Below are 20,427 nucleotides of genomic sequence, written 5' to 3'. Positions count from 1 at the left end.
TCAAACCTGTCATCCACCCCCTGTCTAACAATACGAAAAACTGAGGCGACAACTATCCTGACACAGGGGGGTACCGAATCATACTCTTATGGAAGTCATCATGAAGGTGAGATGCAACTTTCGCTTTTTCACGATAAAACAACAGACACACCAAAGGCCGGATAAAGGACGTTAACATTATGAAAAAGGCAAACGAAGTAATCGCAAAATACACGGCCACCACAAAGTAGTTAGCCCAACCCGAAAGTTCCTGAATAAATTTCGTTGGCACTAACCAGTTAAGCAACATACCAGCTATAACCAACGCAATGACAAGGAGTACCACATATATGCTTTTGCGTTGTAACAATCCGGTGTGAAAGTAATAGGGATAATCAAGTGGCGAGATTATGGCTGGCATCACTGGCGGTGAAGGTAGCTGCTCATCGATTTCAGGTGCAGGAGATTCATCTGAGACCAAAACCGCTCTAAAATCAGGAATATTGAATGCGCCCGCAATTGCACGCACAGACTCCACCGAAACGACCTTAGCGCTTTCTATATTGCGCAAAGTACGTACTGATATTCCGGCAGCTGCTGCAGCCTCCTCTTGGGACCATCCGAATTGATGGCGTTTTGATTTAATTATTTCAGCATTCGCGACAGGCATGATAGTTCCTAAAGTTTGAATATCTGGCAAAGATAGCGGTTCAGTGATTCTCGTGAAAGGCAAAAGACAGGCAAGCCACCAGCAAGTATCCGGCAAGTATTGACAAACAGCACAGGGAAATACAATAGCGTCGCGCCATTCGGGATAGTCGACATCAAAGCCGCAACGCTTTGCATTGTTAAGTTCTTTGCTTCGAAGGGCCGTTTGTCAGACCGACAAGATCGGCATGAGCCTGGTCTGTGCGAATAAGCTCATCTACTGGAACTGTGCATTTTTCAGCAAACACGTCCATGAAATAGCCCACTTCTGGCATCGTTAAAGCGAACTGAGCGATCAATTCAGACAAATTGTCATGTGCCTGGGTAAACTCTATATTGCCCAAAGAAACCTCTTTTGCTGCCTTAAACAGCGCAGCCAGCTTGTCAGCAGCTTTCAGGATCGAACGGTACTCTGGATCAACTTCACTTTGAATGATGTATTCCCTGTAATAATCCTGTAAAAACTCTGGAAGTGTTTCAACACAGGCAGTTTCGGTGACCTCTTCCATCTGCTTATACAACTCGGTAAATGCAGGGTTATGGTATTTCACACACGAATTTGCATCCTGCAGTAAACTCTCTGAATTTTCGTGAAAAACAGCAAGGCTGGCCGCTTTATCCGGCGACAGGCTTGACCCGTATTTGACGTTGGCAATAACTGTAAGAAGATGTGCTATCGCGGCTACCTGATGGGAGTGTTCAGAGACGTTTTCGGGAATGAATGTATGCATTCTGCCCCATCGCTTTATGAGCGACAAGCGTAATGTCCATGCGACAAAAGTGGATTGTTCTGGTTTTGCGGATGATTGGCTCATATGTTCAGTTCTCCTGTTTGTCTACCTAAAGCTGCTGTCAGAAGAATTACCGAAAAGAAAGCCAGGAGCTAACTCTCGGCAATCTCGAACTTCTAAAAAGGTCTACAACTTTATTCACTTACTATTTACAACGCTTTAACGATAACTTTGGTATTTACTCCGAAGAGTGTTCGAATTTATTCGGGTAATGGTGAATGTTTGGGTTTTGCAGCCTGTTTCGCCCTTATTTTATCTTTACAGGACCAAACACGCGCCAGTTCAACTTCTCCGCACTCATTCATATCAATGTTGTGTGCCTGGCATAGTGCAGCGAGGGTTACCATAACGCCACCGCACTCCTGTTTTATTTCTCCAGTCTCTCTACCAAACACATAATCAACCAATTGGTGTGCTTCCGACCTTGTACAACCAGTTGATTGCACAAGCTCAAGCGCTTCTTCCAAAAATCTATGATTCCGTTCGGTGACATCATTGGATATGGCTTCACCGAAACATGCAATAAGCCACTTTTTTACTCGTTTTTGATATGAGTCAAACATGTGCGAAATTCCTCGCTGGTGGATTTAACTATTCCGAAGGCCTTTAGCTTTTCAGCCCATGGATTAAAATAGACTTTACCTGGTGGCTTATCGACCATTTCCTGACAAAGACGTTCCAGTTTTTCTAAACGGTCAAAATTAGATTTTACACCTTGGATCAACTCATTGAAGCGGGTTGAATCACCATCAAATAATTCGTTTGCAATCTCCTGTACTTCCCCCATTTTCATGCAATGCTTCCCAATTCAAAGTTGAATAAACGTTACTTGGTTGTTGTAATTGAACCAGTAAACTAAGTGCTTACATAAGCCGTATGACCGTATGCAATGACAGTAGGATTCCTGAACTCTTTGAATGACTGGACAACGCAATATTGATATGGACCGCCTTTAGTGTCCCTGCATGTAATTTTCCATTTTTTCGAAATCACCAGAATCATCCAGGCTTTCCTGGTTCACCAAAAATAACCTAATAAAGTTAACATACTAACCTAAAATGGTTACTTGTCAATGGTTAAATAACCTAATACAATGAATGACATAACCTAAATAGATTAAAAGCTGTTAGAACAGATGTTGACAGGAAAAAAGCGAATATCTGACGAACAAAAAAAACTGGATGCCATGGCGGCAGACAAGATTAAGCGAGAATTAAAAGCTGAGATGCTGCTGAATAATGTGTCTTATGCTTTACTGACTGAAAGATTGAATGCAATGGGTTATCCAATGACTGAGCAGGGACTAAAGAACACTATCTCCAAGTGCACCTTTAAGGCCACATTACGAGAACATCTGTACATGGCCATTCGTGGCGAGTTTTATCAGTGATTCTTTCTCTGAAAGTTAGGGGGAATATACCAGGAGGTAATCATTTTTAAAATGACAGTGTTTATTGATGCCCTTATAGGGTTCATGTGGGTGGTGATATTCTTAAACTTAAAAACGGGAATTCATTTTCAAAGAATATTTATATATCTGGCGGGGACGCTTGTAATGACAGGGATTGTGTTCAGGAACCTGACTGAGTTTAATGCGTTTGGGCGATGGATTATGTTTGCAGGAATTTGCACTTCTGGTGTGCAATGTGCGCTTTACTACGTGCACTCTTCGAAAACTAAAAAACAGTGAGCGCGCTCGAAGTCAGCGTGTATCCTTTATCTTTCCCCCTGAAGATTAAATTATGCGTAGTTAGTAATTCTTCCAAATATGCTGACGGACAGGATGTTAAGATCAAGCAGATAAAAGTATTTTGGTTGGATAAAAGCCCTGATAACAGGGCTTTACAAATACAATGAACTATAAACGTTCGGTGATAAAAATTACTTTAAGCGTAATCATGTGAGGAATGCTGAGCACAAATGCTCTCTTCTTCTTCATAGATCAATACTCCACAAAAAATTGAGTATACCCAGCAACTTATGAATAGGCACTTAACTTAACGGTTGACTACGAAAAGCGCATCACCTATCTTTTAATTTCTAGTCTTAAACACACCACACGTTTTACTAGAAGATAAAAGAGGCCACTGGATTCCCAGGTGGCCTTTTTTATTGCTAAAAACCACCCTGCTAAACAAGATAAAAGGACTTTGCATCGTTTGCAACCCAAGATATGGTGTGTCCGGGGCGATTTATCATCGCTGTATTTTTCAGTTAGTGTGGCCTTACTTTAAAGCGTAACTCTTTTAACTCCGTCTCGAATTTCAATAATCTTTTACACCATGAATCTTTGTATAAAATAAATAGTAATAAAGTTGATTCATTTAGACTGAAAAGACATAAGTATACAATTCTGTCCTGTGAAAGGCTTTATACTAAGGGCCTAAAGGAAAAGTGCATGGATGCCATGATGCCCCAAAAGGCCAACCGACATCTCTTCACATTATGGATAATTACTGCCTCTGGATGTTTGGCAAATAGCAAGGTGAAGAACCGGTTAACCGGGCATAGTTAACTCTCAGCGCGGTATTTTTAGGCCCACTTTGCTGTTCATTGGCGAACGAATGACGATTCACACACTGCTGCTCTTAACATACGCTAACACCACTGAAACATGTCTCATAAATCAGTCTTTTCATAGTAGCTTGCTCATTGGTTGTAATTCACCCTGCAGAGGAACCGGTGTTCTCCTGGAATTTGCGGGTTAACTTTCCCTTACTGCTTTATTTTCTTTGCGAGGCCAATACTGACAACGCCATTATCCTGGCTACCACTAAAAATGAGACAAAACTTACAATGGAAAGTAATTGCATCTCAAAATCAAATCAACAGGTCCCGTTAATTGTAGCGCTCACAAAAGTGTCTTCGCCTGACCATCCATTTTCATTGAATTATTTGCCGATGATTGATGACTGTCTATGTTCGCCTGCTCTTTTGTTTGTTTGTTTGTTTGTTTGTTTGTTTGTTTGTTTGTTTGTTTGTTTGTTTGTAGTCAATGTGCTACCTTTGATTAAACGATGACAAATAATTGGGAAAAACAAATGGCACGCACCAGAAGCTTTACGGACGACGAGATATTACATGCTGTTAAACAATTGCAGGGAAATGGCAGAGCGGTGAATCCAGCAAGCATCGCAAAAGCGATGGGAAAAGGTCGTCCTTCGGCTATCGCCAAAGTGCTGGAAGAACTCAGTAGTGATGGGAAACTGGATAATATGCCGATGGTGAAGGAAGATGCGCCACTGGTACAATCTTTTGAGTTGCCGCCAGAAGTGTCAGAAAGGGTGCAGGTGTTATTATCCGACCTTCAAAGCGCAGTAGAAACTATCAACAATGTAGCACACAATACCGCCGAAAAACGGTTGAATAACGCTATCAAAGAAGCGAACAAAAGGGCGGCTGAAGCAGCAAAGGCGCAGGCCGAATCAGTACAGGAGCAAACCGATGCGCTGGAACGGCTTGAAGATGCGCGTGATGAATTGGCCGATCTGGAGGAGGCCATAGAAGCACTTAAAGAAGATTTAAGAAAAGAGCGTAGCAAAGCAGAGATATTGACAGCGGAAAATAAGAAGCAGGAGAAAGCGCTGGTGGAACTGCATAACCGGCTGGCAGAAACCGACCACCAGCTTGAACAGGCCCAAAAGGACGCATCTCAGACCCGGGGAGAAATCAAGTCGGTCAATCAGCTTTGCGATTCGCTCAAAACTGAGTTAAAGCAATTCACCGAGCAGAACAATGCTCTGACCAAAGAAAACAAGTCTCTGGATAAAGATAATGCAAAACTTCAGGCAAACCTTGATGCTGCCGGTAACAATCTGGCGATATTAACCGACAGTGACACCAGGCTGAAACAGCAATTGACTGAAAAAGGAGTGCTACTGGACGAGCAGAAAGAATTGCGGATCAAAGCAGAAAGTCAAACTCAGAGTCTATTGGAGCAGAATAAAGCGCTAAGTGCGCAGCTGGATACCTTGCAAGAGCAGCTGTTAAAACTCGCCTCCGATAATGCGGAAAAAACAAACCGATAAGTGCGGCTCACTCTGAATGTGTCTCTACGCAATAATGTTGTAACTCACAGCACTATTGTGTACAAGCTTGCAAATCAATGCGCATACGACAATACAACTTGTTATTGATTTATATCTTTAAGATATGTATTCTTTAATCTGATTTTATTTGGGTAACTCCTACTACCCCTGATTAGTAAATTGACGCGAGGTAACAACATGCCACATGACATCAAGCCGAAAACGCAACACTCCATCTTAAACATTCAGCTTGCACTACACGCAACTGATCCCGATGAGATAGCCGATGGATTAAATGAGTTCTTTCGCCCTGAATTGGGTGAGGGATGGATAGCGGATTACGCTCTATTTCATACTGATCAACCAACCGTATTAACCTCCTCTGAAGAACCACAAGAAGGGGAACTGTTTGACCGTCTGAAGCGCTACACGATTTGCATCCAGGACAGTGATCATAACGAAGATTGGATTCGCATAGACACTGAACTAGACCTTGAAGGAATGACCAATGAAGAGCTTACTAAAGTCCTTGGAGATAAAGTCGTCATTGGGCAGGAAGACAGAGTTTTTGTCGGATGCGTTAACTCCATGCAAAGGGTTATTCTTTAGTCTAAGTCTACTGGCCAGTCTCCTACCTGGCCATCTATATACAAAAGCGAGGTATCAAAATGATCTTATCAGCATCTCATGTGGATAATGCTGTTCACGTAGCACTTGAAGAACTTAAAAAGACCGGTGTTTCTTTTGACTCTGACGAATACTGCATTCTCAATGAACGTCTGACTGATTTTCTCACTGATGACTGCCATATTAACGTGGTCGAGTCATTTTCTTTTACGCACCTACAAGAAGACCAGTTTATGGCATGGATGAAACTGGCTCGTAAGTGTCAAGAGGACCGGGGTGAGAATACAGAAACGATTTCATCTGAAGAAACGGAAAAAGAAGCCGCGCATTTGTTTGAATTGCATAATGGCTACTTACCAGCATCAGATTCACTGCCCGGCAAAGTTGATATTGAAAAAGCAGCTAAGGCACATGCCGCAAATATTATGTTTGATTTACAATCTGGTGAACAAAATGCTGACGTGGCAAAAGTATTGTCACCTGAAGAAATTTACGATGCAGTACAACTTTCTGCCAGCCTGAATATTCATGTGGACGCTGTTGGCTATGAGCTGGAACCCTACTGCTCTTACCTGACTCACGACGATGTAATTCAAGTTCTGGTCGACCTGAAAACTGGGTTTGAATCTGAATTGCAGGAATATAACCGCGATAATACCACCAGCAATGAAATAAAATAAAACAAGTAATACTACGAGATAAATGAACGCATATAGCCCATCTCCTACTGGGCTATCTCAACCAAATCAGCGAGGTAAATCATGCTACTGGCAATTATTCAGGTAAGACAAAACGGCTACGAAGAAGCAGTAGCGTTAAATGGAAACATCATCACGACTACCGAACCAGGTAACGATGCGTCAAAAAAGACAATCAACGATATCGCAAACAATCTTGCCGCAGCATTACAGATTGACATTAAACGCTTTAACGTAACACCCGGAAAAGACTGGAGCTGGGAATACGTGATTGAACAAATGAAGGCAAATAAAATTCTTGTATCAAACACATCATCAACCACGATCCTACTGGATGCGGTGATCTGTGACTGGCAACTTACAGCTGGTGAAGATACCGCAGCGTATGTACCTGAAGAAAATAAGTGTCAATACTCACTGCGTATCGAGAAAGATACACCAGCAGATAAAATCTGGATTTCAGTCTACAACAAAGCCTCTGATGAACATGGTGACAAAATCCACAAGTCAGGACTGCATTGCTCTATTGAGATTAGAGATGGTGTTCCGGCGCTAAGTGCAGGTATCAGTCCAGACGAAAATGTTGTCCATATATTGAGTAACACATCAAACAAATTGGCGGTTATTCCAGAATATGAAGATCGAGGAACCTGGACGCCAGTGGATTTCACTGAAGCAAAACATATAGGTTACTGCTTTGATATGGATGATTATGGTTCATTAATGGAGGCGCGTTCTGAGTTGGCCAACAAAGCCTTCGAACAGTTTGACTTTGGTGAACGAGTGGTTATCGATGATTCCGGCTGGGACATTAAAAATAACCTTTGGCAAAAGGTAGTGTTTTTTGAAAACCAGTCCGAAGGCGACTCCTTAAAAGGAATATTTGAGTTGATTTTTACTGAAAATGGTACACATATTGTGTCCACAAAGGAGATTTAATCCAGTCAGTACGCAATTTACATCACGGCTCAACTAAACAATAAAATGAAACATCTGTTACAAACAGCAGCTGAGAATAGTTACGGATGTTTCATCAATTCAGGGATGTGCCAGGATAGATATTCATCGTACTCGCAAACCGTTGAGCTTTAATTAAAACTGACGAACAGTTCAGAAGAGGGTTTTAATCATGTCAGACATGAATAAGGGTTTTAGATTATCGCTGACACAAAAAGATGTACTTAACTGTCTTGCACTATTTGAGTTTTCAGACAAACGAGGACCAATTCCTCAAGCGGTGCTGATGGATATGGTAAACTGTATTAGACCTGAAGGTAAACAAGTGCATCGCCAAAATTTCAGGGTTTCCTGCAAAACTCTTGTTGAAAGAGGCTGGCTTGATCAGTACCGGAGTAAACAGTTCAGATTGGCCTTTACACTGACGGATTTATCACGAAGTAAGGCTATTGAAATAATGAACCAGAGAGCCTGAACATCAATATGATTACCTGTTCCCCCTCAATGCCTGCAACCATCATTATGGTACTTAAATAATGGTAGTGGCCGTCAGGAAGTAAAACCTCCCTACCCTTAAATGCACCGGAAAATATTTTTTAGGCCATCAGTCAACTTGATTTTTGTATAGCGAGAAAATTCATTGCTGCGTCTACCAGAATTCAGGAAAAACTTTCATGACAACCACGAATAAAAAGCTTCACTATGTGCTTATCGCACATTACTTATCAACACTTTATTGCGTGACTTACCTGTCACGCAATATATGTAACAAGTACCCCTAATTAGTAAGATGTCAATCTGTTCCAATTTGCTTTGCCAGCAAACAAAACTACACTTTTTAGGTACTAGTTAACCCAATGAATTTAAATATGAAACACTCCAGCGTCATTAAGTATGCACAAAATTCAGAGCTGAAGCGGCTAAGAAGAAAAGGAGTCGATATAGATGCTCTCGAAAAGATGCTGGATTTCGATATTGCTCACGCGAAGAGTCCAGTTTCCTTTGTGGATTTATTTGGATTTAATACAAGAAAAAAGTGTGATGAACTCCTTTCAAGGACTGAGGATCTAATGTGCCTTCACAAAGGGCAGAAATACAATGATCTGGCGTATAGTGCCACTGTTAGTGAAAACGAAATTGAGTTGAAACGAGAAATTACAGCGCTTTCCAATGACATTATCGACATAGTATTTCATAAACTACGCAATGTTTATAAAAGGGATGTAAGCGTAGCAGCGTCAAAAGCATTGGTTAAATATATCAGCCCATTCTTTGAAGCTACGGCATACCATGAATCCAATACCTTCCAGTTTTTTTGGAAAGACACTATAGACCACCTGATTTCAAGACTGATTGTAAAACCTTTGTCTGATAGCCATCTCCTAACATTTTCGTGGGATAGGTACATCATGACGGAGTACAGGATGCATTTCCCAGAGTCACCAGTAGACTCTCAAATTGGTGATTCTACTTACTTCAAATTCCTATCCAATTGCAAGTTTGAAGAAGAGGTAAAATCCAAGATGACTGATTTTTTGGATGTAAACATCACAGATAGAATATCGGATATGTTCAGCGATATTTGCGAGATGTATCCGCTTTTGTTGAGGGGGTTCTCTCCTAACAAAAATATATTCGAATTACCCAAGGGGCTTGGCTATATGATGGTCATACTCAATCCTGATACTGTCATGATGGAAGTTAAGATAGCAACCACCGCCAATCAGGTAGTAGACTTCAGAACCAATAATAAGTTACCTGCTGCTTTTAGTTTTACCTGGTCAGGTGACATATTAAATGGATTAAGTGAGTGGTTGCCTGTTAAAAAACAATCTGTCCTCCATAACTTTTTAGTTAACCAAGTACATAGCGCACTTCTGCCCAAATACATTGCGGCTCTAGAAGGAATAAAAGTTAAGCAGATTGATGAAGACAACTTGCTGTACTCAACCTGGCAGGGATATGTTTCCGGCGTCAAAAAAAATGAAGAAAATAGAAACCAAGATGTCGCGCCCAAAAGGTTAAGTTTTACTAACATTCCTAAAATCAGAAGACAGAAATTTTTCAAGCTATGCCAATCATTAGGTCTTTGTGTTGAATCAGGAAAAGGAAGCGAATTGAAAATATTTCGTCCAGGAAAGCGTATTTATATTTTAGGAACTCACGGCGTCAAAGATGATGTAGTTCCCGCATGGCTCGCCACTAAAATACTTACCAGAGCTGAAGTGTCCCAAGAAGAATTTCAGAAGGCCCTGAATACTATTTAGCTATATACATGGCATTCAAAGAAATGTGAAGAACACGGCAATGTTGATAAGTTTCTTGAGCGCACACGAAGGATAGAGCATACCCACGAAGCGAGTTTGTCTGAGTTTAAGTCGCTACACCTAAGATATACCTGATTTCAATGGGCGCTGAAAATCAATTTGATCGAACGGCGCAGAGGCTCCTACACCATCTGCGCCTACAACACTATCCGCGAGGTGCCTGATAGCATTGTATTGACTAGTGTACTATAGAAAATACCATCAATTCAAAGTTCGCGAAGTCGCAAAAACCCTTGCGCATATCTTTTAGATATGTATAATAATTAAAACCGGGTATCTCCTACTACCCACAATTCGATAAATGCGAGGTCTGATATGATATTTAACGAAGCTGAAATGGCTACTCTGGCATGTGCTGTAAAATGCCTTATCTCTGAACTTAGTAATGAGTCATTAGATTATTTTGTTGATGGTGACAACAGGGTGCTCCAAAACGAAACTCAACTAATGCAACTTGAGGCGAAACTAACCCATTGCTTAACAAGCACTAATACCGAGATTTCATGCACTGAAGAAAAATACGAATGTATTGGTATTTCCACGGCTCACCTGACCGACAAAGATCTGCTCCAGCTCGATGTGCTTGCCGATGACGATGATTGCAACATGATTATGAAAAGAAGCACTGGCTGGTTTATAAAACTGTATCCAGAAGCAGAAGCAAATCTCACCTACGCTTCTATGAGCAATGATTTTCATCATATCCTCCAGGAAGCTCATAAAGCGGGCTTTCGTTTGGTTGAGTTTGATAGTGATGCTTCACAGTATGACTGTTTCGTATTGAATAATTAATTTAACTTCCGCCCTGTCTCCTGCCAGGGCGCCTTTTTATACAAAGCGAGGTATCAAAATGAGTATTGAAACGTTTATACAATCCCTGTTAGAAGATTCAATGAGTGAAAGAGGAAATAACCTTTTTGTTACCAATGAATCAAGTAAGCTGGCCTTTTTTAGCAAAGTCAGTGATACGCAATACTTTCAGTTTGCTTACACCCCCTGCAATTATCCAACTATTGAGTCCAATATCATAGATTTAACAGATGCTGAACTTACAGAACATATCAATTCAAACTTTGTCGGTTGGCATGTATCTAAGTGCAATGTTGAGGGGATAAAAATTGACAATGAAGGATGTGTGGCTGAAATTCCTGCGGTAGAAATACATTGGGGAGAGGCTGCTACGAGAGCAGAAACCAAGCCTGAATTACATGTCTTTGATAGCGACGAAGAAGCAGAGGCATTTATAGAAGGTGCAGACTTCGCAATTGAAAGTTTTCCAAACGACGTAGATGCTTCAGAGCATGACTTTTCAGGTTACTCTGAGTCAGAGCAGAAAGCATTCTTACTCGCACTGGAAGCTGGCAATGGTTTCTCAGACTATGAACTGGGTGAACGAACGTCGTCTAACATTTTTTAACTTTGATTGAGGCTGTCTCCTACCAGCCTCCTAATAAAATCAGCGAGGTTATTCCATGAAAACCGTGTTTTCTTTGCTCTATTTTGAAGCATCTAAATTTACAACTGATCTGCCAAACAAGATCCACGGGCCATTTTTATTTCAAACTGAAAGTGCAGCGCAAGAAGCGTTGCTAAATTATATCAGACACCGATTTGCGACCGCCTACCTTGGCCAGTTGGTTGAACATGCTGATTTACATTCAGTTGATATTTTCAGATACACCAGGGATGATGATTCACCGATGACGTCTGACGAAGCTATGCTTATGCTGATGAGCGAACAGGAAAAGCTCAATTTCCACGTAATGTCTTCTTGGTATAGCGAGATTGCCAATGAAAATGCTCAGTGTTTTCATTTTTCAATCAGCGAGTTGCCTGATTCTTCTTTTATTGAAGAGGCTATTGCAGCGGATGCGATTGAAATTAATGACAATTTTGTCAGAGATTTTCACATTACCATGCCGGATAAATTACATGCCAACCACTCTATTTTCATTGAAACATCGGTGCTATCAGGCGAAGGGAAAACGCTGGAAACAGATATTTCGTTGTCTGAGGCGCAAAACGCAATTTATTGTCCGAGAAAAAAATTATGGCAAGTTGGGAATCTTGATGTGAGTTTTATCAAATTCCAAAGGTGAACGAACAGTAAGCACAAATGATCTTGCACAAGCTGCTGGTGGAACGGCTACATGAACAGAATGTAGTATTAGGTTGGACACGCATGCAAACATCATTATTACTCTTCGTTAGCAGAGACTTTCTTGTCCGTCAGGTTGGGAGTGCTAGCCAGAAAATGGGATTTGGTAAATGTGATAGCTATTACTTAAACTTTGGTCTATTTACCACGACCAAATACATTCTGCGCCCTTTAGTCGACAAGACAAGGGACAGTACTCCTTACTGTATTGATGATTTACAGCCCTTAAAGAACTAAGGATTCTACAATGGATACCAAAGCACGTAACCAACAAATTTACATTACAGCCAGACAAGTAACCGGGTGCTCCCAGAATGACTGGGCAAGATTGTTTACATTAACTCCCAATGGTGGTCCTAAACACCGCCAAAGAGGACAGAGTAACGTTGGATTAAAGGAAACCGGGAAAAAAGGTGTGACAATGTCAGAGTGTTTAGCTGCAGAGCTGTTGCGATTACTTGATAGCGAGGGGTATGATGTTCAACACATTGATTTTGATGAACATGGTCGAATCATATCTGCGCCGCGCAAACCAAATAATTTATAACACCAGTTGCAAAAAAAACACTTGAGAGAAGGATAAATAATGTCTTTTAACACTAAGAACCTTAAACTGCATTTGATTGGTGTAGGCTTATTTGTATTATCAATAACTCTTGTATTATTGCTGGAATACCATTTCAATCTGATGAAGCATGCATACTGGGTGTACCATTTTCTGTTTGGAGTGGGATTTACAGGCTTGGTATACGGTTGTTTTTTATCAATCAAAATTGCTTCATTTGCGACATTGTTTTGGAGTTTTGCTAATGAAATGATTCAGGATCATTTTGACCGACTGGAAGTGGATCCAACCACCGAATATTTCGTGCAATGGGATCATCTTGGAGCAGATATTACCGGCTGGTTTGTCACGTTACTTATCGTGCTGATGATTGCCAAAAAACAATTTCATCGGCATACGTGTAAACAAGTACTGTAAAGTAATACAAAATACCGGCAACAGAAGGTTGGGCTTACATCGTCATAGACATAATAAAAATATTATGAGTTACAAAACTTTAAATAACACTATGAGAGGTAAGTATGAAAAAGCACCCTATGAAAATTCTGGTCATGCTGGGTCTGATAGCCTTAACATCCGCATGTGCGACTGTGCAGGCTCCCGATGAGGATCGATTTTCAGACTTAATGAACAAGGCAAAAGCCACGCTTTCAGCAGAAAGTGAATTGGTATATGTAGTCATCTGCTTGAAAAAATCCTGCGAATATCAAGAAGAGTTCACGATAAACTACGATAAACAACATCCCATGGTTCATAGTTCGACCGTCGAAAGGCGTAGCTATATTGCCGGCATTGAGCGAACCGTTGCACCGGACACGACAACATCATCAGTAATAACTGCAGAGCTATCATTGGGAACCAAACTACAACTCATTCCTGTGAATGATTGCTGTCAGTCAGATGTGTTCAACCTGAAAATAAATATAGTAAGGCTGACAGATTTAAAAACGGCGCAATCAGTCATAGGCGAGATCCAGATCCCGGAAACTCAAGAGGTGACCGTTGACCAGGTGGTAGCACTGGATATGGGTCAATCACAGATCCTGCAAACGGATGATTATTTTATCGGTTTAGTCCGGACATAAAAATCATTTAAGATAACAAGTCATATCCTGTGGCACAGCCACAGGACTTATCAACCAGAAAATGAGCTCTTATGAAGACAAAACTGTACAATCGACGCCTGTTTAGCTTGCCATTAATAGCCCTGCTATCGTTAGGATGTAGTGAGAATAGCGAAGAACCTCAAGCGCCCTCAAATCGGCTTCAACAGGTAATAGCGAGTAATACGGTACCGGAAAATTTTGATGTGGAATCCTATTGGTCTAATGTAGAGCGAGAACTGGCGCTCATCGAGATGCATTTCCCACTGACAGAATTCGATGGTGTTCAGTTTAGCAACCGTTTGCTTACACCAGATATGGTTCATGGATTGTGTGCCATGGCTCATGACGAGCTTAGAGGCAGAAAGCTCGACGATGGTACGCTTGAATTAATATGCGTATCAACGGACAAAAGGCACTTTTCAAGCCGTGACCATCTGCCCGGAAACGATATTCAATACAGCCAGGCATGTGCTCCGATGCCTACCGGAAACTTGCTGCACCTGATAGGCGTCGTTCATGACAAAAACAATAAAATGACAGTAAACTACTATTGCCAACAGTTAACCTGGTTACTTCAGAAACCGTTGAACTAAATGAATTGCATTGTCTGAAGCTTTATTTTAACTGTTGCTTCCTACATCAATTTTGGGCCGGAGAGAAACGGAAACACCCGGCCCAACTCCAAAGCAATACCCTTTGCTTGTTTAAGGGTGTCAACATCATGTAAAGCTTGCACATTCCCATTATTTTCTCTTCCATAAATAGTAAAGAAAATATCATCCTCATTAATATCGAGTCCGAGACTGTTCAGCTCTACCGTGCCAGAGGCTATACCTTCAATTGACTCAGTGAATGAATTGTCTTCAATGCCGGATGCTAAATAATGCCCACTAATCTCAAGGTGAGAAAAATGCTTCATATCGGGTAACACGCCCTTTTTACAACAGTTGTATTCAAGGGGTAAGGGAAAGTGAATAGAGTCAGTCATAATAGTTTCTCGCTGCCTATGCTGTTAATTACAAACTATGTGACTCCATACAGAGAGTTTCTTATCCGTCAACCCCCAATAACAACAAAGCTATTTTGGATTGAACAACGCTGTGCTGTACTGTCACATTGTTATTTGGTATTGCAATGGTTATCTGGTTAGTAAATCGACGCAATCAATGTCATCTGTTCACGCTCTGCTGCAATGTCGTCTCTTGATATGTGCAGCACATCAATAAAATCTGCGACACTTTGTAACCTGGACGAGTTGTTGGCGCCTTAATACTCATTAATTTGGATCCGCGGCTTTTGGGAATTTTGCTAAAAACTCTTTTTCGTTTGCAGCGCGCCACCCATTTTTCCACTCCTTCATGTACGGCATGGCATTGCCCACTGGACGATTGCAAAATGCCGACATAAAAGACTGGTCCTCACAAATTCGGTGGATGCCGTTGCTATGTGCTTCCTGACCATATTGAAATGCAGTTTTCATATAATTATTTCCGTTAAAATAGTGAATACGAAACAAATAATAAGTCATAATTGACATCTAAAGCAAGTCATATTTGACATTTTTTATTATAGGTTCTACTCTGTTGCACAATCATAATAGGAATACCGGCTACAACGTAATGTCAGAAAGAATATACGTAGAAAACGCCCTGAAGAGGCTCAATGCTCTGAAAAAGAAAGGTGTTACCTACCGGGATATGTTTATCAAAATTAACGGCAGAGAGCCTTCCGGTAAGTCTGAACTGCATACATTTACTAACAGGTTCAAAAGAGGAAACCCGGGGTGTGATTTTCTTGGTCGGGTAGCCTCTGCATATCCGGAAATACGAGACATGACAATCGGTGAACTCCTGGGTGTTGAAGAGGCATAGTGAACCACTGATTTTTTGGAAATAATATGAAAATTCACAATATTAAAGATGCATTAATTAATTTGTTCAATTCCGGGTATCCGGATATTCATGCCGCATATGATAATGAAGCACAGTATGTAGAACTCGTTGGCGAAGTAGCGGGGAAAAAGGGGAAGTCCGTGACTGTGCCCGGTAGTGAAATCTCTGGCTTTGTAAAGAACAGACGGAGATTTGTCGCATCTGTCGAAGAGCCAGGTATTCAGAAGTTGACTGTGAGATGTTGGCAAGTCCCGGAAGAGGATGGGGAAAGTGTCAGGTTCAGAATCGTCGAGGCTGTGACTATTTAGCGTTCAACGGTGAAAGTGCCACGTCAGGCGTGGCACTTTTTGACCAGCTGTTTTGCTTGCCAGGCTTTTCTTTTGGCTTCCATCTTAAAAAGCAAATCAACATCCATTCCCAAAAAAGCATGTATCTTCGCCGCCATACTGACAGTAAGCTCACCGCCTTTCAGTAAACGACTTAATGTCGACTTGCTAATATTCATCTGCCTTGATGCTTCTGCATCAGTTATATTTCGGGTTACGAGCAGTTCTTTTATGTAGGGTGCAGCGCCCGGAGGGTCCCCCATAAAAGCTTGTAATGCCTTCTCTGTATCCATCGTCATACCTCATATTGATTGAAATATCCTCAAGATTGAGTTAAGGTTTGAGGGTGGTGCGCTATCCGTAGCGCACCGTCCTCAAAAATACGAGATAACGGAAACTATTGCTGTATCATTCGAAGCGCTAACATGAATACATGCGGTAACATGTTGTTCATTGACTCTCAAAAGATACTCAATGTTTTCGTCATCCCGTAGCTCAACATCTTCTATCACTGATCCAAGTTGTTCCAAATAGTCAGCGTTTGCTAAAGCATGCAAAAACAATCGGGACTTTTCTTTTAACAATTCAGGAAGTTGTTGAAGGTTGGTAATTGAGGAACTGTCTATAGACATTTTCATAATTACCTCCATTAGTTGACAATCCCGCCAACAAGGATCATTTTATCATACGTTGCCGGTTGCGCAACCCGCAACTGCGATAACTGATCACTATTAGTCATGTTTCTTATCAACTCAATCTCAAAAGCGAATTTAACCTGCGATATGCCTTTTTGTTTAGGGTTAATTAAAGCCTGAAGCGAAAATATAAATTAATGTAATTAGGTACTTACTGAAGTAATTGAAACATTGACACCAAAAGTGTAATTGTTATAATTACGCCAAGTTTGCAGCAAGCGTTACAGGTTACATCATGTCAAATCTAACTCTTACCATTTCTCATTCACAGCATATCCGAGAAGGTCATCGGGAGCTGATCAGGCAGTCTCTTGTGCGCAGTAGCTCTGCTTACACACGTTATACAGCCGAAATAACACATAATATCGTGACTGTACTGCCCACATTTAAAAGTGAAGCGGCTCTCAAGAGGGTTTCTGCCAGTATATTCGAAATTCTGGCCATTAAGTGTGAGGAAATGGATCCCAGGGGCCAGTGCTGTGCAGAGCATTACAATTGTTGTGATTGTGGTAATGCGCAATGCGGTTGCCCAGGTTGCTATTCTTGCCGGGCCTGCGATAGCTGCCTGGCTCAGCTGTAAGCAAATACATTTTATCTGTCTTAAACTTCAACATAGCAGGATTAAAAATGGCACCGCGATTACAAACAATTGATGAGATTAATTGTTTCCTGTCTGTAGTACAAAAGACCTCCCATGAACTTGTTATGCGGCACGGCTGCGGCTGGTTTGACGGCGGATGTTATACGCTGGCCAGCGCAGCCATCGAAATTATTGATGACCTGGAAATATTCCATATTTCCAGAGATGCGCGGTTTCGCGATCATGCGGTACTGCATATTGGCAATACGAACCTCTATTTTGATGCAGACGGGATAGCCTCAGAAAGCGCCTTATTTCGAAAAATGCGCATCGAAGAAGGGGTTCACTGCCTCTGTCTGGAGGCATTTGCAGATTTTAATCAAAAAGAAAAGGAAATATTTAAGGATATTAAGAGGCTACTTAAATCCCGTTATCAAACCATCACAGCAACATAGCCAAGTATCAAAATTGACCTCAAAGCAGTATCTACTTCCGCTCACAGAACCACAGACAGGACACATGTTCATATTCACCATTGAAACAGGAAGGTAATGAACACCACCAATTCGCAGGGCACCACCTAAAGCAACCCGGTTATCAGCAGTCTACACTACCCTTTTACTTCAGCATCAGATGAATTTGATGTGTTACTTTTTTTCCTGGTGGATTGCGGTTTGTGCAGCAACGACGTAATGATTTTTTGAGTCAGACCTGTACGCTTGGCCATTCTGAATTGTCGGATCTGCTGACGCTCCACCTGAAAATGTTTCGCTAATTGATTATCATTAGCCAACTTATATTCTTCCAAAAGCTTGTCAGTTATTTCATCGTTAGTTAGGGTTTTCATGGTCATATTACCATTCTCCGTATTTAAAATTAGCATAATGACATTATTATAATGACATCACGGTCTTGTGTGCAAGTATTCTGATCATTTAGGCTGCATTCGCATCGAACAGCCCAATTAAATCGCGTGCACTTTGCCGGCCCCGAAACGACACTCTTGGCTTCATGCCAGGTTTACGCATTTCAGGACCTATCGCACCATAGTGCGTTTCAATATAATCAATAAAGGCAAAAGCTTCTCGCGCTTCCTCATCGAAATGCCACGCTTGTTCCAGATTGCGAGATGACTTTTGCCAGCATGTGACACAGTTACCCAGTGCGAACGGGATATCAAGTTCAATACCTTGTTGCATGAACCAGTCTTTCACCTGGTTACGGGTCTGGGGAAACCAGTCCAGCAGTGGATAAAGCAACTTTCGCTTTGCTTTTTCTTTGGATATTCGTTTGGTCTCATCAATGCGCAAACCGATAGCAGTATGATAGTCACGCGCTTCGCGTAACCGGTGCTCATCTTTAAGGTAACGGATGATCGCGTTCTTTTTCATTCGTTCGGAACACCCCGGGAATGAGGTGTTAGGTACGCCACATTCTTTTTTTGCAGCAAAAGAATGAAACGGGTGCATAGGATCACGCCAGTCTTTGATGCGCATGGCCCGGTCAAAGTCGGTGATCCTGTATTGCACACCCACACCATAAGTAGGTACAAAGTAAGGCTCTATCCAAACAGTATTAAGCCCAAAGCGTTCATCACAACGCTGTTGAAATTCGTATGTTTTACTGTGCTCAAGTCCGGTATTACTGAACACAGAAATAAAACGCAACATATCAGGGTCCGGGACACCAAGATACTGAGCCACCAGCGGTTTGTTATTGATACACCAATGGGCCATACGGTTTGACGTTTCGCCTCCGGATACCGACAATACAATTGTTGTAGGAATGGATTCTGGCACGAGTTGAGTGAGCGTGGTGATAGTCATACAATGCTCTCCTTTATTGTCTTAGTAAACTGATGCCACACAATGGCCATGGGAATTTCGGTAATCACGTATCTGAGCATCACTCCAGCTGGCATACTCTCGTTTGACCTTTTCAATCATCTCTGGCAGATAAATTTTGCCGAACACTCCATAGTTTTTATTTTCAATGGTAGTTTTACCGTGACGGTTAGTGATCTCCACACTATCCAGATGTCTGAACTTGTGTAACTTGGCTTGTTCATACCCTACCCATTGAGACAGTGAATCTGGCTCAAAACGGCGTAGGTACTCCAGTTCCTGAGGTGCTAAGTAAGGGCACATTTTGCAATTTGAGGGGATTGGCACCTTCTCACCCATAGAGCGTATATAATCCTGACAAGCCTGCCGGTTGTAGCGTAATTCCACCAGCGGATAACTGTGCTCAACAGATTCTCGATACCAACGTGCTTTGTTTTCCGCTGCAGATGACATCCGCTTTTGTTCGCCGTCAGCGATGCCGATGAGCATCCGGATTTTGCCATATCGTTTTGCAAAGGATCTGAAACCGGATTTCTTACCGTGTCTTACACCATACTTTTCACTTAAAAAGTCTTCGAGATAACTATAAATAGGACCAATCTTGAGTCGTTGTGTGCAGATCTTTGGATAGCAAACGCTACCAATGGCCGATTTCGCTTCATAGAAGGCAGGCAACGACTGCCATTCACCGGTGTGGTAACCCATATCAGATGTAATAAAGGTAAAATCTATTCCATGCTGCTGGCAGAGCTTCCTGGCATGTTCAACAGTATGATAGGTTTCATCAAATTCATTTCCAGTATCCGACATGATGACTTTGAAATGATTTGGCGCATAAGCGTTCCTGAAGCCGGGATCATGAATGTATTTCAGTAGTAATGTATGTGAATCCTGCCCTGCCCCGTAACTCAGGACAGTTAACAAAGGTCCCCCATGATCCAGGGCATCCTGAAAAGACAAATCACTGACTTGTGGGACCATTTTAATCAGATTGGTAATGCTCATAGGACTATCCTTCCTTATATAGGGCCATCATTGGCGCCATATGCACCGGCAGGTAATACCCACTGCCGGCGTTTTTCAAGGTAGTTGTCGCCTAAGCCGTTAAGCTGCTTCTTTTTTGCTCTCCGGATTAAGTTCCACAAC

General features: G+C 41.7%; 28 protein-coding genes. 17 read left to right on the top strand and 11 right to left on the bottom strand.

Annotation, left to right across the window (positions count from 1 at the left end):
* Positions 1-52: 52 nt before the first annotated feature.
* The 4 genes from AC0J20_RS21720 to AC0J20_RS21705 form a co-directional block, all read right to left on the bottom strand.
* A complete protein-coding gene (locus AC0J20_RS21720; protein WP_473023345.1) occupies positions 53-649 on the bottom strand; it encodes a helix-turn-helix domain-containing protein in 597 nt (198 codons plus the stop codon).
* 178 nt (positions 650-827) lie between these two features.
* Positions 828-1,502 (bottom strand): 5'-deoxynucleotidase, encoded by a 675-nt coding sequence (gene yfbR / locus AC0J20_RS21715; RefSeq protein WP_473023344.1) that lies wholly within the window; start codon positions 1,500-1,502, stop codon positions 828-830.
* A gap of 176 nt (positions 1,503-1,678) precedes the next feature.
* On the bottom strand, positions 1,679-2,041 hold the full coding sequence (locus tag AC0J20_RS21710) for a hypothetical protein (RefSeq protein ID WP_473023343.1): 363 nt from the start codon (positions 2,039-2,041) through the stop codon (positions 1,679-1,681).
* Positions 2,014-2,271: a hypothetical protein gene (locus tag AC0J20_RS21705; RefSeq protein WP_473023342.1), complete on the bottom strand. Its 258-nt coding sequence runs from the start codon at positions 2,269-2,271 to the stop codon at positions 2,014-2,016. The genes AC0J20_RS21710 and AC0J20_RS21705 overlap by 28 nt, the downstream gene beginning before the upstream one ends.
* 342 nt (positions 2,272-2,613) lie before the next feature.
* Here AC0J20_RS21705 and AC0J20_RS21700 point away from each other — a divergent pair, with 342 nt between their 5' ends.
* The 14 genes from AC0J20_RS21700 to AC0J20_RS21635 all read left to right on the top strand — a co-directional run bounded on the left by AC0J20_RS21700 (position 2,614) and on the right by AC0J20_RS21635 (position 14,537).
* On the top strand, positions 2,614-2,868 hold the full coding sequence (locus AC0J20_RS21700) for a DUF6471 domain-containing protein (RefSeq protein WP_473023340.1): 255 nt from the start codon (positions 2,614-2,616) through the stop codon (positions 2,866-2,868).
* A 1,651-nt stretch (positions 2,869-4,519) separates the two neighbouring features.
* The gene (locus AC0J20_RS21695; protein WP_473023339.1) at positions 4,520-5,506 is read left to right on the top strand and encodes a DNA-binding protein; all 987 of its coding nucleotides are present in this window, start codon (positions 4,520-4,522) and stop codon (positions 5,504-5,506) included.
* 198 nt (positions 5,507-5,704) lie between these two features.
* A complete protein-coding gene (locus AC0J20_RS21690; protein ID WP_473023338.1) occupies positions 5,705-6,115 on the top strand; it encodes a hypothetical protein in 411 nt (136 codons plus the stop codon).
* Positions 6,116-6,195: 80 nt separating this feature from the next.
* A complete protein-coding gene (locus AC0J20_RS21685) occupies positions 6,196-6,813 on the top strand; it encodes a hypothetical protein (protein ID WP_473023337.1) in 618 nt (205 codons plus the stop codon).
* Positions 6,814-6,894: 81 nt separating this feature from the next.
* Entirely contained in the window at positions 6,895-7,770 is an 876-nt protein-coding gene (locus tag AC0J20_RS21680) for a hypothetical protein (RefSeq protein WP_473023336.1), read from the top strand.
* A 190-nt stretch (positions 7,771-7,960) separates the two neighbouring features.
* A complete protein-coding gene (locus AC0J20_RS21675; protein WP_473023335.1) occupies positions 7,961-8,263 on the top strand; it encodes a hypothetical protein in 303 nt (100 codons plus the stop codon).
* 394 nt (positions 8,264-8,657) lie between these two features.
* A complete protein-coding gene (locus AC0J20_RS21670) occupies positions 8,658-10,055 on the top strand; it encodes a hypothetical protein (RefSeq protein WP_473023334.1) in 1,398 nt (465 codons plus the stop codon).
* A gap of 375 nt (positions 10,056-10,430) precedes the next feature.
* A complete protein-coding gene (locus AC0J20_RS21665; protein ID WP_473023333.1) occupies positions 10,431-10,907 on the top strand; it encodes a DUF5983 family protein in 477 nt (158 codons plus the stop codon).
* A gap of 58 nt (positions 10,908-10,965) precedes the next feature.
* A complete protein-coding gene (locus AC0J20_RS21660) occupies positions 10,966-11,532 on the top strand; it encodes a hypothetical protein (protein ID WP_473023332.1) in 567 nt (188 codons plus the stop codon).
* 55 nt (positions 11,533-11,587) lie between these two features.
* Entirely contained in the window at positions 11,588-12,214 is a 627-nt protein-coding gene (locus tag AC0J20_RS21655; RefSeq protein ID WP_473023331.1) for a hypothetical protein, read from the top strand.
* Between the two features lie 306 nt (positions 12,215-12,520).
* A complete protein-coding gene (locus tag AC0J20_RS21650; RefSeq protein ID WP_473023330.1) occupies positions 12,521-12,820 on the top strand; it encodes a hypothetical protein in 300 nt (99 codons plus the stop codon).
* 39 nt (positions 12,821-12,859) lie between these two features.
* Entirely contained in the window at positions 12,860-13,255 is a 396-nt protein-coding gene (locus AC0J20_RS21645; protein WP_473023329.1) for a hypothetical protein, read from the top strand.
* A 104-nt stretch (positions 13,256-13,359) separates the two neighbouring features.
* Entirely contained in the window at positions 13,360-13,923 is a 564-nt protein-coding gene (locus tag AC0J20_RS21640; RefSeq protein WP_473023328.1) for a hypothetical protein, read from the top strand.
* 71 nt (positions 13,924-13,994) lie between these two features.
* A complete protein-coding gene (locus AC0J20_RS21635; protein ID WP_473023327.1) occupies positions 13,995-14,537 on the top strand; it encodes a hypothetical protein in 543 nt (180 codons plus the stop codon).
* A gap of 41 nt (positions 14,538-14,578) precedes the next feature.
* Here the strand turns inward: AC0J20_RS21635 and AC0J20_RS21630 are convergent, their stop codons facing one another.
* Together AC0J20_RS21630 and AC0J20_RS21625 are read right to left on the bottom strand one after the other, a co-directional pair.
* A complete protein-coding gene (locus tag AC0J20_RS21630; protein ID WP_473023326.1) occupies positions 14,579-14,932 on the bottom strand; it encodes a hypothetical protein in 354 nt (117 codons plus the stop codon).
* Positions 14,933-15,220: 288 nt separating this feature from the next.
* A complete protein-coding gene (locus tag AC0J20_RS21625; protein ID WP_473023325.1) occupies positions 15,221-15,424 on the bottom strand; it encodes a hypothetical protein in 204 nt (67 codons plus the stop codon).
* Positions 15,425-15,563: 139 nt separating this feature from the next.
* On the opposite strand from AC0J20_RS21625, the gene AC0J20_RS21620 reads away from it, so the two are divergent.
* Both AC0J20_RS21620 and AC0J20_RS21615 read left to right on the top strand, forming a co-directional pair.
* Positions 15,564-15,815, top strand: coding sequence for a hypothetical protein (locus AC0J20_RS21620; RefSeq protein WP_473023324.1), 252 nt, complete (start codon positions 15,564-15,566; stop codon positions 15,813-15,815).
* Positions 15,816-15,841: 26 nt separating this feature from the next.
* Positions 15,842-16,144 (top strand): hypothetical protein, encoded by a 303-nt coding sequence (locus tag AC0J20_RS21615; protein WP_473023323.1) that lies wholly within the window; start codon positions 15,842-15,844, stop codon positions 16,142-16,144.
* Between the two features lie 23 nt (positions 16,145-16,167).
* Here AC0J20_RS21615 and AC0J20_RS21610 read toward each other — a convergent pair whose 3' ends face one another.
* Positions 16,168-16,455, bottom strand: coding sequence for a helix-turn-helix transcriptional regulator (locus AC0J20_RS21610; RefSeq protein WP_473023322.1), 288 nt, complete (start codon positions 16,453-16,455; stop codon positions 16,168-16,170).
* Positions 16,456-16,536: 81 nt separating this feature from the next.
* Positions 16,537-16,800, bottom strand: a complete 264-nt coding sequence (locus AC0J20_RS21605) for a hypothetical protein (protein ID WP_473023321.1) — start codon at positions 16,798-16,800, stop codon at positions 16,537-16,539.
* Between the two features lie 684 nt (positions 16,801-17,484).
* Here AC0J20_RS21605 and AC0J20_RS21600 point away from each other — a divergent pair.
* Positions 17,485-17,892: a hypothetical protein gene (locus tag AC0J20_RS21600; protein ID WP_473023320.1), complete on the top strand. Its 408-nt coding sequence runs from the start codon at positions 17,485-17,487 to the stop codon at positions 17,890-17,892.
* Positions 17,893-18,047: 155 nt separating this feature from the next.
* On the opposite strand, the gene AC0J20_RS21595 is transcribed toward AC0J20_RS21600, so the two are convergent.
* The 3 genes from AC0J20_RS21595 to AC0J20_RS21585 all read right to left on the bottom strand — a co-directional run bounded on the left by AC0J20_RS21595 (position 18,048) and on the right by AC0J20_RS21585 (position 20,286).
* Positions 18,048-18,284 carry a hypothetical protein gene (locus AC0J20_RS21595; protein ID WP_473023319.1) on the bottom strand — a complete coding sequence of 79 codons (237 nt, stop codon included), beginning with the start codon at positions 18,282-18,284 and terminating at the stop codon, positions 18,048-18,050.
* 88 nt (positions 18,285-18,372) lie between these two features.
* Entirely contained in the window at positions 18,373-19,263 is an 891-nt protein-coding gene (locus AC0J20_RS21590; RefSeq protein ID WP_473023318.1) for an adenine nucleotide alpha hydrolase family protein, read from the bottom strand.
* A 21-nt stretch (positions 19,264-19,284) separates the two neighbouring features.
* A complete protein-coding gene (locus AC0J20_RS21585) occupies positions 19,285-20,286 on the bottom strand; it encodes a hypothetical protein (protein WP_473023317.1) in 1,002 nt (333 codons plus the stop codon).
* Positions 20,287-20,427: the final 141 nt, after the last annotated feature.

The sequence above is a fragment of the Planctobacterium sp. R6 genome (assembly GCF_055755215.1).
This window is presented reverse-complemented; position numbering and strand designations above follow the sequence as displayed.